The organism is Micropruina glycogenica (assembly GCF_900289045.1).
Taxonomy (GTDB): Bacteria; Actinomycetota; Actinomycetes; order Propionibacteriales; family Propionibacteriaceae; genus Micropruina; species Micropruina glycogenica.
This window is the reverse complement of record NZ_LT985188.1, coordinates 2,074,785-2,088,433: the sequence shown is the minus strand read 5'-3', so window position 1 is coordinate 2,088,433 and position 13,649 is coordinate 2,074,785. Positions and strand designations below refer to the sequence as shown.

The following is a 13,649-nucleotide window of genomic DNA, read 5'->3' as shown; positions in this document are numbered from 1 at the left end:
GTGGCCGCGAAGATGGCCAGTCCCAGGCGCCACGCCGAGGTGCCGCCGTTGACGGCCGCCGCGGCCAAGGCGCAGATCATTCCGGCGACGACGCCTGCGGCGATGGAGATCGGCCAGGGCGAGCGTCCGGAGCGGGTGCGTCCGAACGCATGGGTGGGGGTGGGCATGGTGGCTCCTAGGGGTGCATCACGTTCCGGTTAAGCTCACTTTACGTCAAGTATGCTTGACAGTCAAGTGTGCTTGACGTCACGGTGCCGGCCCGATCGGCGGGGCCCGAGCTGCAGCCGGCCCAGAGGTCGGACGCAACGTAGCCGCCTTCGTGACACCTAACTGCCCGCAGGCAGGCAGCTACGTGTCACAAAGGCAGTTACGTCGACTGAGATGTACGGAGTCCGCCGGTCCACGCGGCGATAAAGCTGACAAATGGCCTGTGGATAACGCTCCACGCGCCGCCGATCTGGGCTGCACTGGCTTGATGACCGACGCAGCACTGACCCACCATCGCTCCCTGAGCGCCCAAGGCCTGACCCGTGCCGACGTTCGCGCGCTCGAGCGAGCCGGCGAGCTGACGCGAATACGCCGCGGCGTCTATCAGCGCGGGCCCTTCGAAGCGGGCGACGGCGCCCGGCATCGGCAGTTGGTGCGGGCCACGTGGCTCGAACTCGGCGACGGGGCCGCAGTCAGTCATGCCTCGGCCGCAGTGCTGCACGGACTGCCGCTGCTGGGCAAGGCGCCAGCACGCGTCTGTGTCACCCGTCCCGAAGGTGGTCACGGTCGAGCCGACAGCGTTCTGCACCTGCGGCTGTGCCCGATCGACGCCGCCGAAACGGTGCTGATCGGCGATGTGTTGGTCACCTCGTTGGCTCGCACCGTCGTCGACGTGGCCCGCGAGAGTTCCCTTGACCAAGGGGTCGTCGTCGCCGACGCTGCGCTTCGACTCGGGCTCCACCCGGCCGAACTCGCCGATGCAGTCACGCGAGCGAAGCGGCGTCCGGGGGTGACGCGCGCTCGCCAGGTTGCCAGCTTCGCCGACGGGGCGTCCCAAAGCCCGGGGGAGTCGGTCAGCAGAGTGCGCATGCATCAGGCCGGGCTGCCGACCCCGGTGCTGCAATGGCACCTCGGCTACGACGATGGCCGAACCACAGAATCCGATTTCGGTTGGCCCGAGCTGCGCACCCTCGGTGAGTTCGACGGCAAGGTGAAGTATGGACGCCTGCTGCGTCCCGGCCAGACGGTCGCCGACGTGGTGATGGCCGAGAAGCAGCGCGAGAACCGCATTCGCCGGCAGGGGTGGTGGCTGGTCCGTTGGGGCTGGGACGACCTGCGCGACGTCCAAGCCTTCGGCCGGCTGATCCGTGAAGCGTTCGCCAACGCCCCAAAGGTCGTCTGAACGTTCCGTGCCCGTCGAACTCGCAACCTAACTGCCCTTCTGACACCCAACTGCCTGCACGCAGGCAGCGACGTGTCACAAAGGCAGCTACGTGAACCGGCAGACGTGGGACGACCCCGGCGCAACGTTCCGGCCCACCCCGTGGCTAGCGCATGGCTCACCGCACCTGCGGCGACGGCGTCCTGAGCCCAGGGGACGGTCGTCGGCGCCTTGTGTTCGCCCGTGCGACGAATCGCGCCAACACCTGGGTCTGCTCTGCCAGCGCGTCCACGACGTAACTGCCCTTCTGACACCCAACTGCTGTGGTCTGCACCGTTAGCTGGCGGGGTTCTGTGGGTGGTATGTGGCGGTCAGTTAGCTGACGCCGATGACCAGGGTGCTGGCGGCGGCTTCGATGACGTCGTCGGTGATGGTGTCGAGCTCGTTGATCTTCAGGATGCGCTCGACCTGGGGGAAGAGGCGTTCCAGGAGCCGGAAGTTCCCGCGAGTGATGCGGGCGATGGCGGCGATGGCTTGGGCGTCGGTGAAGTCCGCGGGGTCGAGCGTCTTGCCGAGGGTGACCCAGTGCCGTTGCAGGACGAAGAGCAGTTCGTCATTGCCGAGCGGTCGGTATTGGTGGGCGAATCCGACGCGGCTGTAGAACTGTGGGTAGTGGCTGAACTGTTTCTCCAGGCCGGGCATGCCGATGAGGATGAGGGCGATGTTGTCGCGGTCGTAGCGGTCGCGCAGGAGTTCCAGAGCCGTGGCGCGGAGTCGTTCGGACTCATCGACGATGATCAGTTGCACGTAGTTCTCGAAGTGTCGCTTGCGTGACGTCACTATCGGGCCCTGCCCGACGGGGTGCAGGTGCTGCTCGATGCAGATGTTGGTGCGGGTGACGACCTCGTGGAGCTCCTCCTGCAAGGTCCGTGGGGTGGTCAGGACGCTGGGGGTGTAGAGCACGGTTCGGCTCTTGGCCAGCGCGGCGTAGACATTCGCGTCATCCTCGGTGCGAGGGCCCCAATCGGTCAGCAGGTCGTTGGTTTGGTCCCAGCGGGCGTAGCGGCGCGCGGACAGGGTCTTGCCCACGCCGGCGGGCCCGAAGCACAGGCCGATGGTGTGGCCGCGGCGTACGGCGTTGGCGAACTCGGTGAAGCGGCGGTGTTCCTTGGTCACGATGAAGCGCTGGTTCACCTCAGGTCCTCCTTGTAGACCTTCAACTTCCGTCGCGGCGCCGGCGGCGCCTTGGCCGGTGGGGTCGGGGAGGTGTGGGTGGCCACGACGGCGATGCGTTCGTTGATTCCTTCGCGGAGGGCGCGGCGGCGGGCGTTGCGGGCGGCTTGAATCTCTTTGAGGCTGACCTTCTGGCCGTGGTGGTCCTGGTTGACGGCCTTGCAGATGAACTCCTCGTGGTCGAAGACGCGGATCTCGGTGATGTCCCTGGGGTCGTAGCGGATGAGGACCGATCGGCCGACGTAGCCGGCCAGGGTCGGGGAGATGTAGCGCAGGCCCTGGAAGCGGATGCCGTCGCGGCGCACGATCCTGGTCTTGGCCACGGTCAGCAGCAGCCCGTCGAGGTCCTCGAGGCTCTCGGGCATGCGCGGCAGCCAACCGTCCCCGATCCACGCAGCGCGTGGTGAGGTGCCGATCTCGCTGTGGGGCCGGTCGTTGTAAGTGGTGACGAACGATTCCAGGGCGGTGTCGAGCTCTGCCAGTGACAGCTTCGGCGTGGGCCAGGGGTGCCCCCTGGTGATGTGTCCGGCGAGATCTGCCAGGAGCTCGGTGTTGACGGTGCCGAAGAACCTCTCGACCTTCCCGCGGCCCTGCGGGCGAGCGACGGTGGAGTGGACCAGCCGGATGTGCAGATCTACGGCGGTGGCGGTGAGCTGGTGGCTGATGAAGTCGCTGCCGTGGTCGACGTAGAGCACGTCGGGGATGCCGCACATCGGCCAGGCGAGGTCGGTCTTGTGCCAGATCGCCTGCCGCAGCGCCAAGGCCGTGTTCATCGCTGAGGGTGCGCCGAGGAAGACGGTGTAGCCGCAGATCGCCCGGGAGTGGTCATCGATGATCGCGGTCAGCCACGGCCGGGCAGGTTTTCCGTCGGTGCCCACCACGAGGATGTCGAGCATGGTGTGGTCGGCCTGCCACATCGCGTTGGGGTGCTCGGCACGCCGGCGCAGCGCCAGCTCGTACTTGTCGCGATATGACGCCGGCCCTTCCAGGGCGAGGGTGACCATGCCCGGGTCGAGGTCGGCGACGATCGCGCGCACCACGCCATAGGAGGGCACCGGCCACCCCTGCTCCTCGCAGATGGCACTGACCTTGCGGTGGATCGTGATGATCGCCGGGCGCGGCTTGCTCAACGCCAGCCCTTCGACCAACGACACGAGCTCGGCGGGCAGGCGATGGCTACCGGCATCAGCGCGCCTCCGCGTTCCGAGACCCGTATACCCCTCGGTGCGGAAGCGGGCGTGCCAGCGCTCCAGCGTGCGCAGCCCGACACCGGTGTCCCGGGCCAGCGCGGCGAGCGGGATCTGGTCCTCGACATGAAGCCTGAGGATTTGCCAGCGCTCGGCCGCGTCCATGACCTACACGGCGCTTCTCGACTGCCTTGGTTGCACCATTGGGGCGCTGTTGCGGTTCAGAGCACGGTAGATGGTGGCGCGGCTGACGCCCAGCACCGCACCGATCTGCGCCACCGTCATCTCGTTCTGCTCATACATCCGCCTCGCCGCCTTGACCTGATCCGGCGACAGGGCGGGCGGTCGCCCGCCTTTGCGGCCACGGGCCCGGGCGGCGGCCAGTCCTGCGTGGGTGCGCTCACGGATCAGGTCGCGCTCGAACTCGGCCAACGCGGCGAAGACATGGAACACCAGCCGCCCACCCGAGGAGGTGGTGTCGATCGTCTCCTGCAGGGAGCGGAACCCCACGCCGCGCTCGGACAGGATCTGCAGCTGGTCGATGAGGTGCCGGATTGAGCGACCCAGCCGGTCCAGCCGCCACACCACCAGCGTGTCCCCCGGGCGCAGCTGGTCCATCAGCTTCTCCAGCTCGGGCCGGTGGTCCAGGGAGCCCGAGATCGTGTCGACGAAGACCCGGTAGCACCCGGCGGCGGTGAGCGCATCGATCTGCAGTGCGGCGTCTTGATCGGTCGTCGACACACGCGCATAGCCCAGCAGATGCCCCATGGCGTTGACTGTAGCGATACTCATCCAGCACGGGAAGTATCGAGCCATAGAATCCGGCACTGAGTTTCGTTACAAACGCTATGGATCGAGAACCGCGAAGTGTCAAGCATCCTGAGGAGTACGGCAGCCCTCGTCGTCGTTGTAGCGGAATCGTTCGTTTACGGGACGACAGGCCGTCCCATATGACGCACCGTCACCGGACAACCCTTCTCGGGCGGTCTTGCGAACATTCGGGCGTGGGTTTCCGCCGATGACCTGCACCGCCTCCGCAACGGGTTCCTCCTACGGGACGGACAACTGGACCGACCGCAACCGCTGCGAGGGCGGACCACTGAGCGTTAGGGGGTCCCGTCCGGCTCCGATGCCCTCTCCAGGCTTCGGACCGCTGCCAGGCGGTGGAGCTCAGACCGTCGGATGAGGAGTGCGGCAACGGGCGCCCGCGATCGCGCTGGCGGCGTGATGATTGGTCGTCATTCGCGCCCTTTGGTTCCTTCGCGCACCATCCGACGATGTTCGCCGCGGCCGGCGGCGTGCCCGCGTTGCGGGCGGAGTCGTTCAGTCGCGAGCGATGCGAAGGGCGACCCAGAGCGCGCACCTTCGGCAGATGTAGGCCGGTTCGCTCCCGAGTGCGTGGAGCGACCTTCGTGGCCGCTGGCGGCCGCAGCACGAGCATCGTTGCTGGGTGTCATCGGCCATGTCGCGATGGTGCCACGGGCCGGTGACCTTCGCGGGTCACAGGTAGCGGCAGACGTCCTCGGGGGAGCATGTGGCCGGGTCGCCGGTGGTGGCGTGCTCGCGCAGGATGGCGATCGTGGTGCGTAGCTGCGCGAGCTCGGCGAGCTGCCGGTCGATGACCGCGAGGCGGGTGTCGAGCAGGTCGGTGACGTGCTGGCAGGGGGCCTGGCCCCGGTCTCGGATGGCCAGCACCTGGCCGATCTGGGCCAGGGTCAGCCCGGCGGCTTGGCCCCGGCGGATGAAGTGCAGCCGGTCGAGCACCTCGGGGCCGTAGTCCCGGTACCCCGCCGGGCTGCGGTCGGGGTCGGGGAGGAGTCCGACGTCCTCGTAGTACCGCAGGGTCTTAGCTGTCGTGCCCGACGCCTGAGCCACCTCACCGATCCGCATGCCACTCATTCTGCCTTGACCTTCCAGTGCACTGGAAGGTCGATCCTGGTCCTGAGGCGCGGCAACAAGGGAGGACTTATGACGGCAACGGACAAGGGCAGGTCGTATGACCTGGCAGTGATCGGGTCCGGTGGGGCGGCGTTCGCGGCCGCGATCCGCGCCACCACCCTGGGCAAGCGGGTGGTGATGATCGAGCGCGGCACCATCGGCGGTACCTGCGTGAACACCGGGTGTGTGCCCTCCAAAGCCCTGCTCGCGGCCGCCGAGGCCCGCCACGTCACACTCGACGCCGCCCGGTTCCCCGGTCTGCCACTCCCCGACGCCCCACCGGTCGACATGCCCGCCATGGTCGCCGGCAAGGACAAGCTCGTCGGATCGCTGCGCAGCGAGAAGTACGCGGCCCTGGCCGCCGAGTACGGGTGGGCCCTCCACCCCGGCGAGGCCACCTTCGTCGGCACACCGACTGAGCCGGCACTCCGCGTGACCGGCCCGGACGGCACGGCGGAAACCGTCCGGGCCGCGCACCACCTCATCGCTACCGGCTCCACGCCCTGGGCGCCGCCGGTCCCCGGCCTGCAGGAGGCCGGTTATCTGACCTCGACGACCGCGATGGAGCTGGACCACGTCCCGGAGTCGCTGCTGGTCATCGGCGGCGGCTACGTCGCCATGGAGCAGGCCCAGCTCTTCTCCCGCCTCGGTGCCCAGGTCACCATGCTCGTCCGCTCACGGCTGGCCTCCCACGAGGAACCCGAGGCCGCCACCGCCCTGGAAGAAATCCTCGCCGACGAAGGCATCGAGATCATCCGCGGCGCGGTGCCCACCGCGGTGCGCCGCGACCCGGCCACCGGCGAGGTCACGGTCACCGCCACCACCGCCGACGGCTCACACGAGCTCCGCGCGGCCGAGCTCCTCGTTGCCACCGGCCGCCGCCCGGTCACCGGCACGCTCGGCCTCGACACCATCGGCGTGCGCGCCGGCAAGCGCGGCGAGGTCATCATCGACAGCCACCTGCGCACCACGAACCCGCGGATCTGGGCCGCGGGTGACGTCACCGCCCACCCGCAGTTCGTGTACGTCGCCGCGGCCCACGGCGCCCTGGTCGCCGACAACGCCCTCACCGGAGCCGGCCGGGAGGTCGACTACCGCCACCTGCCCCGGGTCGTGTTCACCAGCCCCGCCCTGGCCTCCGTCGGAATGACCGACCAGCAGGCCCGCACTGCCGGGATCCGCTGCGACAGCCGCGCCCTGCCCCTGGCGCACGTCCCGCGCGCCATCGTCAACCGTGACACCCGCGGGCTCATCAAGATCGTCACCGACGCCGACACCGGCCGCATCATCGGCATCACCGCCCTCGCCCAGGACGCCGGTGACCTCGCCGCCGCCGGCGTCTACATCCTCGAGGCCGGCATGACCACCGACCAGGTCGCCAACCTCTGGAGCCCCTACCTGACCATGGCCGAAGGCCTCAAACTCACCGCCCAAACCTTCACCACCGACATCACCAAACTCTCCTGCTGCGCAGCATGAACCCGCACAGGGATCCCTATACCGGAGCGTCGAGCCTGGCGACCTCTCTCGTTCGCTTTGGCTCCGTCAGAGACCGAACGCTCCTCCGCTGACGAGGATGACGATGCCGAGGCCGATCAGGACGATGGGGAACAGGATGTGTTCCCAGCGCTCGAGGACTTCAGCGATCGGCGGCCGGGTGGCAACGAACTTGGCGACTACGACCAGGACCGCGACGAGCGCGAGGAAGACGAGGCAGTAGGCGACCACTGCGATGGGTTCCACGCTGAGGAAGACGGGGACATAGACGCCGATGTTGTCTCCGCCGTTGGCGAAGGTGACTCCTGCGACGGTCCACGCGCTGACCTTCGTGCCCGTGACCTTGGCGTCATCGTCGTCATCGTCTCCGCGCCAGGCTTGCCATGCAGCCCAGAGACCGAGGGCCAGGGGGATGAGCCCGAAGTACGGGATAGCTGCTGAGGGCAGGAATGCTCCGGCTCCGATAGTCACCAGCACAGCGGCACCGAGGATGCAGGCGAACCCCACGTACTGGCCGACCAAGATGCGGGTGGTCGTCCCGCGTTGGCCCGCGCCGCGGGCGAAGAACAAGGAGAGCACGATGATGTCGTCGATGTTGGTCGCGATGAACAGGCCGATTGCCTGCAGGACCGCAGCCAGGATCACGCGCCCGCCTCTGCTGCGTCGCATCCGTGCACCGAGCAGGCAGGATCGATGCACGGGGCGTTCTCGTCAACCGCGAGGGTGACGTCAACCAGGGCGGTCAGCGCCTGCGTCAGGTGGGGATCGGCGATCTCGTAGCGCGTCTTGCGGCCCTCGGGTTCGGCAGCAACGATGCCGCAGTCGCGCAGGCACGCCAGATGATTGGACACGTTGGAGCGTGTGAGGTCCAGATCGCGGGCCAGCTCTGCCGGGTAGGCCGGCCGGTCGAGCAGCGTCAGGATGATCCGGGACCTGGTCGGGTCGGCCAGCGCGCGGCCCAACCGGTTCATCACGTCCAGGCGAGAAGCAATGGTCAGCATGCGCTGAACTATACAGCGAGGACTGAAGTGGTTTTACGCAGCCCGGAGTCGCTAAGCGTGCGAACGAGGCTGTGTCAGTTGGGGATCGACCCACGGGACGATTCGCCCGATCATCAGGGAACTCACGAAGCGGCGACAGAACCCCGCCACATAACGGCCAAGGCCACACCCAACTGCCTGCACGCAGGCAGCGACGTGTCACAAAGGCAGCTACGTGACCCTGGCGGCGCAGCCGGCAACGAAAGCCACCGCCCTCGATTTGAAGCGCCCCCGACACGTGTGACAGAATCGTCAGGTTGCTCCGCGGCGGTCACGCCGTGGTGCCCCCAGGCGGACCAGTCGTCAGCCGGGCCCTACCACGAACGATTTTCTCGATCGTGTGCGGCCCTGATAGGCGCGACACGCCCGACCGCGGGGGTCGGAGCAGCCGTATCCGACGAACAGAAGGAATACCAGTGGCGGGACAGAAGATCCGGATCCGACTCCGGGCCTACGACCACGAGGTCATCGACTCCTCGGCGAAGAAGATCGTCGACACGGTGACCCGCACCGGTGCCAAGGTGGCCGGCCCCGTGCCGTTGCCCACCGAGAAGAACGTGTTCTGCGTGATCCGTTCTCCGCACAAGTACAAAGACAGCCGCGAGCACTTCGAGATGCGTACGCACAAGCGGCTGATCGACATTCTCGACCCCACGCCGAAGACCGTCGACTCGCTGATGCGGCTCGACCTGCCGGCCGGTGTCGACATCGAGATCAAGCTCCCCTGAGGTCGCCGAACATGTCTAACGATCGTAAAATCAAGGGCCTGCTGGGCACCAAGCTCGGCATGACCCAGACCTGGGACGACAACAACGTCGTCGTTCCGGTCACCGTCATTCAGGCCGGACCCTGTGTCGTCACCCAGGTCCGTTCCCCCGAGAAAGACGGCTACGCGGCCGTCCAGCTCGGCTTCGGGGCGATCAAGCCCACCAAGGTGACCAAGCCCGCAGCGGGCCACTTCGATGCGGCCGGGGTCACCCCGCGCAAGCATCTGGTCGAACTGCGCACCGCTGACGCCAGCGAGTACACGCTGGGCCAGGAGCTGCTGGCCGACGTGTTCGCCGCGGCCGACGTGGTCGACGTCACCGGCGTCAGCAAGGGCAAGGGCACCGCGGGCGTCATGAAGCGGCACGGCTTCCACGGCCTGCGCGCCAGCCACGGTGTGCACCGCAAGCACCGCTCGCCCGGTTCCATCGGCGGCTCGTCCACCCCTTCGAAGGTGTTCAAGGGCATGCGCATGGCCGGCCGCATGGGTGTCGAGAAGGTCACCGTCCAGAACCTCACCGTCCACGCCGTCGACGCCGAGCGCGGGCTGATCCTGGTCAAGGGCTCCGTGCCCGGCCCCAAGGGTTCGCTCGTCGTGCTGCGCACGGCCGCCAAGAAGGGTGCCGCCGAATGAGCGAGAGCCAAACCGTCAAGGTGCTGGGCTCGAAGGCCAGCGCCGATCTGCCCGCCGCCTACTTCGACGTGCAGACCAACGTGCCGCTGATCCACCAGGTCGTGGTGGCCCAGCAGGCCGCCGCCCGCCAGGGCACGCACGCCACCAAGACTCGGGGCGAGGTCTCCGGCGGTGGCGCCAAGCCGTGGCGCCAGAAGGGCACCGGACGCGCCCGCCAGGGTTCGCGCCGCGCCCCGCAGTGGACCGGTGGTGGCGTCGTGCACGGCCCGCAACCGCGTGACTACAGCCAGCGCACGCCCAAGAAGATGATCGTGGCCGCCCTGCGCGGTTCGCTGTCTGACCGGGCCCGCAACGGCAACGTGCACGTGATCGACTCGATCGTGACCGGCGAGACCCCGAGCACCAAGGCCGCCCTCAAGGCGCTGGCCGAGGTCGGCGGCGCCAAGATCCTGGTCGTGCTGAGCCGTGACGAGGACGTGGCGTGGCTGAGCCTGCGCAACGTCGCCTCGGTGCACGCGCTGGCCGTCGACCAACTGAACGCCTACGACGTGCTGAACTCCGACGACGTCGTGTTCACCACCGCCGCGCTGGCCGACTTCACCGGTTCGGCCGCCGAGCTGACTGAGGAGGCCGCGAAGTGAGCGACCACAAGATCCGCGACCACCGCGACATTCTGCTCGCGCCCGTGGTCTCCGAGAAGAGCTACGGCCTTCTGGACGAGAACAAGTACACGTTCCTGGTCGCCACCAGCGCGAACAAGACTGAGATCAAGATCGCCGTCGAGGCCGTCTTCGACGTCAAGGTCACGAACGTGAACACCATCAACAGAGCGGGCAAGAAGCGCCGCACGCGGGCCGGCTGGGGCAAGCGCCCCGACACCAAGCGGGCCATCGTGACGGTGGCCGACGGCCAGCGCATCGACATCTTCGGCTCGGCCGGCGTCTGAGCGACGAGGAGACACTTTCATGGCTATTCGCAAGTACAAGCCGACCACCCCGGGCCGTCGCGGCTCGAGCGTGAGCGACTTCTCCGAGGTCACCCGCTCGACCCCCGAGAAGTCGCTGGTGGTGGCCAAGCCGAAAACCGGCGGACGCAACAACTCCGGTCGCATCACCACCCGCCACATCGGCGGCGGCCACAAGCAGGCCTACCGGCTGATCGACTTCAAGCGTTACGACAAGGACGGCGTGCCGGCCAAGGTCGCGCACATCGAGTACGACCCGAACCGCACCGCCCGCATCGCGCTGCTGCACTTCGCCGACGGCGAGAAGCGCTACATCATCGCCCCCAACGGCCTCAACCAGGGTGCCGCTGTCGAGGCCGGTGAAGGCGCCGACATCAAGCCCGGCAACAACCTGCCGCTGCGCAACATCCCGGTCGGCACCACGGTGCACGCCGTGGAGCTCCGCCCCGGTGGCGGCGCCAAGATGGGCCGCAGCGCCGGTGCCCGCATTCAGCTGGTCGCCCGCGAGGGCAAGATGGCCACCCTGCGGTTGCCGTCCGGCGAAATGCGCATGGTGGACGTCCGCTGCCGCGCGACCGTCGGTGAGGTCGGCAACGCCGAGCAGAGCAACATCAACTGGGGCAAGGCCGGCCGCAACCGGTGGAAGGGCATTCGCCCGACCGTCCGCGGCGTGGTGATGAACCCCGTCGACCACCCGCACGGTGGTGGCGAGGGTCGCACCTCGGGTGGCCGTCACCCGGTGACGCCGTGGGGCAAGCCCGAGGGCCGCACCCGCGACAAGAACAAGGCGAGTTCTCGCCTGATCATTCGTCGGCGCAAGTCCGGCAAGAAGCGCTGATTGGAACAGGTGAGATAACAAGATGCCACGCAGCCTGAAGAAGGGTCCCTTCGTCGACGACCACCTCGCCAAGAAGGTCGAGGTGCAGAACACCAAGGGCACCAAGCAGGTGATCAAGACCTGGTCACGCCGGTCGATGATCATTCCCGACATGATCGGCCACACCATCGCGGTGCACGACGGTCGCAAGCATGTGCCGGTCTTCGTCACCGAGTCGATGATCGGTCACAAGCTGGGCGAGTTCGCCCCCACCCGCACGTACCGCGGGCACATCAAAGAAGACAAGAAGTCGCGCCGCCGCTGAGCGAGCGAGAAAAGGAAAGAGTTATGAGCAACAAGGAGAACCGCCCCACGCGGCGTTCCCGCCTGCTCGGCGACCGTCCTGGCTCGTACGCCATCGCGCGTGGAGTCCGGATGTCGCCGACCAAGGTTCGCCGGGTCGTCGACCTGGTTCGCGGCATGCCGGTGACGGACGCCCTGACGGTGCTGAAGTTCGCCCCGCAGGCCGCCAGCGAGCCGGTCTACAAGGTGGTCGCGTCCGCTTCGGCGAACGCCGCCGCCACCGAAGACCTGCGCGCCGATGAGCTGTACATCAGCCAGGCCTTCGTGGACGAGGGCATGACGCTGCGCCGCATTCGCCCGCGGGCGAAGGGTTCGGCCAGCCGGATCCTCAAGCGGGGCGCCCACATCACCGTCGTCGTCGAACCGAAGGAGGCCTGAGCATGGGTCAGAAGATCAACCCGAACGGCTTCCGGCTCGGCATCACTACCGATCACAAGACCCGGTGGTACGCCGACAAGGGCTACGCCGAGTACGTGGCCGAGGACGTGAAGGTCCGCAAGTACCTGCACAAGACGCTCGAGCGCGCCGGCATCAGCTCGGTCGAGATCGAGCGCCGCAGCGAGCGGGTCACGATCTTCCTGTACGCCGCGCGTCCGGGCATCGTCATCGGCCGTAACGGCGCCGAGGCCGAGCGCGTGCGGGCCGAGCTCGAGAAGCTCACCGGCAAGCAGGTGCAGCTGAACATTCTCGAGGTGAAGAACCCCGAGATCGACGCCCAGCTGGTCGCCCAGGGCATCGCCGAGCAGCTGAGCGCCCGCGTGGCGTTCCGCCGCGCGATGCGCAAGGCCCAGCAGACCGCCATGCGCTCGGGTGCCACCGGCATCAAGATCAAGTGCTCCGGCCGTCTGGGCGGCGCCGAGATGAGCCGGTCGGAGTTCTACCGCGAGGGCCGCGTGCCGCTGCACACCCTGCGCGCCGACATCGACTACGGCTTCTTCGAGGCCAAGACCACCTTCGGCCGCATCGGCGTGAAGGTCTGGATCTACAAGGGCGACGTGTCGGGCAACCGCGCCGAGCGCGCCGCCCAGCGTGCCGCCCGGGCCACCGCCGGCGGCCAGCGCCGTCCGGCCCGTGGGCCGCGTCGCGACGACCGTGGTGGCCGTGACAACCGTCCGGAGCGTGGCGGACGCCGCCGCGCCGAGGCCGCCGAGGCCCCCGCGGCCGAAGGCGTGGCAGAGAATGCAGGAGCCTGAGCATGTTGATTCCCCGTAGGGTCAAGCACCGCAAGCAGCACCACCCCAAGCGGGACGGTGCGGCCAAGGGCGGTACCAAGCTGGCGTTCGGCGATTACGGCATCCAGGCCCTGGAGTCCTCGTACCTGACCAACCGTCAGATCGAGAGCGCTCGTATCGCCATGACCCGGCACATCAAGCGTGGCGGCAAGGTGTGGATCAACGTCTACCCCGACCGTCCGCTGACCAAGAAGCCGGCCGAGACCCGCATGGGTTCCGGCAAGGGTTCCCCCGAATGGTGGGTGGCCAACGTCAAGCCCGGCCGCGTGCTGTTCGAACTCTCCGGCGTCGGCGAGGACGTGGCCCGCGAGGCCATGCGGCTGGCGATCCACAAGCTGCCCTTCAAGGCACGCTTCATCAAGCGGGAAGCAGGTGACATCTGATGGCGACCACCACTGCCAGCGACCTGCGCGGCCTCAGCCGCGACGAGCTCAACGCCAAGGTCAAGGAGTACAAGGAGGAGCTGTTCAACCTCCGCTTCGCCGCCGCCACCGGTCAGCTCGAGTCGCACGGCCGGCTGCGCGAGGTCCGCAAAGACATCGCGCGGGTCTACACCGTGCTGCAGGAGCGCAACCTCGGCATCGTGCCCGATCCCGATCAGGACAAGTGA

Annotated in this window: 19 protein-coding genes; 13 read left to right on the top strand and 6 right to left on the bottom strand. The window is 67.9% G+C overall.

Annotated elements, in window-relative coordinates; all coding sequences use genetic code 11:
• Positions 1-201: a hypothetical protein gene (locus MPLG2_RS18450; protein WP_158681030.1), complete on the top strand. Its 201-nt coding sequence runs from the start codon at positions 1-3 to the stop codon at positions 199-201.
• A gap of 274 nt (positions 202-475) precedes the next feature.
• The gene (locus tag MPLG2_RS09875; protein ID WP_105185972.1) at positions 476-1,390 is read left to right on the top strand and encodes a type IV toxin-antitoxin system AbiEi family antitoxin domain-containing protein; all 915 of its coding nucleotides are present in this window, start codon (positions 476-478) and stop codon (positions 1,388-1,390) included.
• Between the two features lie 354 nt (positions 1,391-1,744).
• Here the strand turns inward: MPLG2_RS09875 and MPLG2_RS09870 are convergent, their stop codons facing one another.
• The 4 genes from MPLG2_RS09870 to MPLG2_RS09855 form a co-directional block, all read right to left on the bottom strand.
• Positions 1,745-2,563 (bottom strand): AAA family ATPase, encoded by an 819-nt coding sequence (locus MPLG2_RS09870; RefSeq protein ID WP_105185971.1) that lies wholly within the window; start codon positions 2,561-2,563, stop codon positions 1,745-1,747.
• Positions 2,560-3,954, bottom strand: a complete 1,395-nt coding sequence (locus MPLG2_RS09865) for a Mu transposase C-terminal domain-containing protein (protein WP_105185970.1) — start codon at positions 3,952-3,954, stop codon at positions 2,560-2,562. Before MPLG2_RS09865 ends, MPLG2_RS09870 begins: the two co-directional genes overlap by 4 nt.
• A gap of 3 nt (positions 3,955-3,957) precedes the next feature.
• Positions 3,958-4,557: a recombinase family protein gene (locus tag MPLG2_RS09860; RefSeq protein WP_105185969.1), complete on the bottom strand. Its 600-nt coding sequence runs from the start codon at positions 4,555-4,557 to the stop codon at positions 3,958-3,960.
• 732 nt (positions 4,558-5,289) lie between these two features.
• Positions 5,290-5,679, bottom strand: a complete 390-nt coding sequence (locus MPLG2_RS09855) for a heavy metal-responsive transcriptional regulator (RefSeq protein WP_028708020.1) — start codon at positions 5,677-5,679, stop codon at positions 5,290-5,292.
• Between the two features lie 78 nt (positions 5,680-5,757).
• On the opposite strand from MPLG2_RS09855, the gene merA reads away from it, so the two are divergent.
• A complete protein-coding gene (merA, locus tag MPLG2_RS09850; protein WP_105185047.1) occupies positions 5,758-7,206 on the top strand; it encodes a mercury(II) reductase in 1,449 nt (482 codons plus the stop codon).
• Positions 7,207-7,272: 66 nt separating this feature from the next.
• Here the strand turns inward: merA and MPLG2_RS09845 are convergent, their stop codons facing one another.
• The gene (locus MPLG2_RS09845) at positions 7,273-7,869 is read right to left on the bottom strand and encodes a cadmium resistance transporter (protein WP_030153505.1); all 597 of its coding nucleotides are present in this window, start codon (positions 7,867-7,869) and stop codon (positions 7,273-7,275) included.
• The gene (cmtR, locus tag MPLG2_RS09840) at positions 7,866-8,225 is read right to left on the bottom strand and encodes a Cd(II)/Pb(II)-sensing metalloregulatory transcriptional regulator CmtR (protein WP_028708027.1); all 360 of its coding nucleotides are present in this window, start codon (positions 8,223-8,225) and stop codon (positions 7,866-7,868) included. The genes MPLG2_RS09845 and cmtR overlap by 4 nt, the downstream gene beginning before the upstream one ends.
• 455 nt (positions 8,226-8,680) lie before the next feature.
• Here cmtR and rpsJ point away from each other — a divergent pair, with 455 nt between their 5' ends.
• The 10 genes from rpsJ to rpmC are packed head-to-tail and all read left to right on the top strand — an operon-like array spanning position 8,681 to position 13,649.
• Positions 8,681-8,992: a 30S ribosomal protein S10 gene (gene rpsJ / locus MPLG2_RS09835; protein ID WP_020488540.1), complete on the top strand. Its 312-nt coding sequence runs from the start codon at positions 8,681-8,683 to the stop codon at positions 8,990-8,992.
• Between the two features lie 11 nt (positions 8,993-9,003).
• Positions 9,004-9,663 carry a 50S ribosomal protein L3 gene (gene rplC / locus MPLG2_RS09830; protein ID WP_105185968.1) on the top strand — a complete coding sequence of 220 codons (660 nt, stop codon included), beginning with the start codon at positions 9,004-9,006 and terminating at the stop codon, positions 9,661-9,663.
• Positions 9,660-10,304 (top strand): 50S ribosomal protein L4, encoded by a 645-nt coding sequence (rplD, locus tag MPLG2_RS09825; RefSeq protein ID WP_105185967.1) that lies wholly within the window; start codon positions 9,660-9,662, stop codon positions 10,302-10,304. The genes rplC and rplD overlap by 4 nt, the downstream gene beginning before the upstream one ends.
• Positions 10,301-10,609 carry a 50S ribosomal protein L23 gene (rplW, locus tag MPLG2_RS09820; protein WP_105185966.1) on the top strand — a complete coding sequence of 103 codons (309 nt, stop codon included), beginning with the start codon at positions 10,301-10,303 and terminating at the stop codon, positions 10,607-10,609. The genes rplD and rplW overlap by 4 nt, the downstream gene beginning before the upstream one ends.
• 19 nt (positions 10,610-10,628) lie before the next feature.
• On the top strand, positions 10,629-11,465 hold the full coding sequence (rplB, locus tag MPLG2_RS09815; RefSeq protein ID WP_105185965.1) for a 50S ribosomal protein L2: 837 nt from the start codon (positions 10,629-10,631) through the stop codon (positions 11,463-11,465).
• Between the two features lie 22 nt (positions 11,466-11,487).
• Positions 11,488-11,769 carry a 30S ribosomal protein S19 gene (gene rpsS / locus MPLG2_RS09810; RefSeq protein ID WP_105185964.1) on the top strand — a complete coding sequence of 94 codons (282 nt, stop codon included), beginning with the start codon at positions 11,488-11,490 and terminating at the stop codon, positions 11,767-11,769.
• Between the two features lie 23 nt (positions 11,770-11,792).
• A complete protein-coding gene (gene rplV, locus MPLG2_RS09805; protein WP_105185963.1) occupies positions 11,793-12,185 on the top strand; it encodes a 50S ribosomal protein L22 in 393 nt (130 codons plus the stop codon).
• A gap of 2 nt (positions 12,186-12,187) precedes the next feature.
• Positions 12,188-13,000, top strand: a complete 813-nt coding sequence (rpsC, locus tag MPLG2_RS09800; RefSeq protein WP_105185962.1) for a 30S ribosomal protein S3 — start codon at positions 12,188-12,190, stop codon at positions 12,998-13,000.
• Between the two features lie 2 nt (positions 13,001-13,002).
• Positions 13,003-13,422: a 50S ribosomal protein L16 gene (gene rplP, locus MPLG2_RS09795; protein WP_105185961.1), complete on the top strand. Its 420-nt coding sequence runs from the start codon at positions 13,003-13,005 to the stop codon at positions 13,420-13,422.
• Complete coding sequence (gene rpmC / locus MPLG2_RS09790; protein ID WP_105185960.1) at positions 13,422-13,649, top strand: 50S ribosomal protein L29; 228 nt, start codon at positions 13,422-13,424, stop codon at positions 13,647-13,649. The genes rplP and rpmC overlap by 1 nt, the downstream gene beginning before the upstream one ends.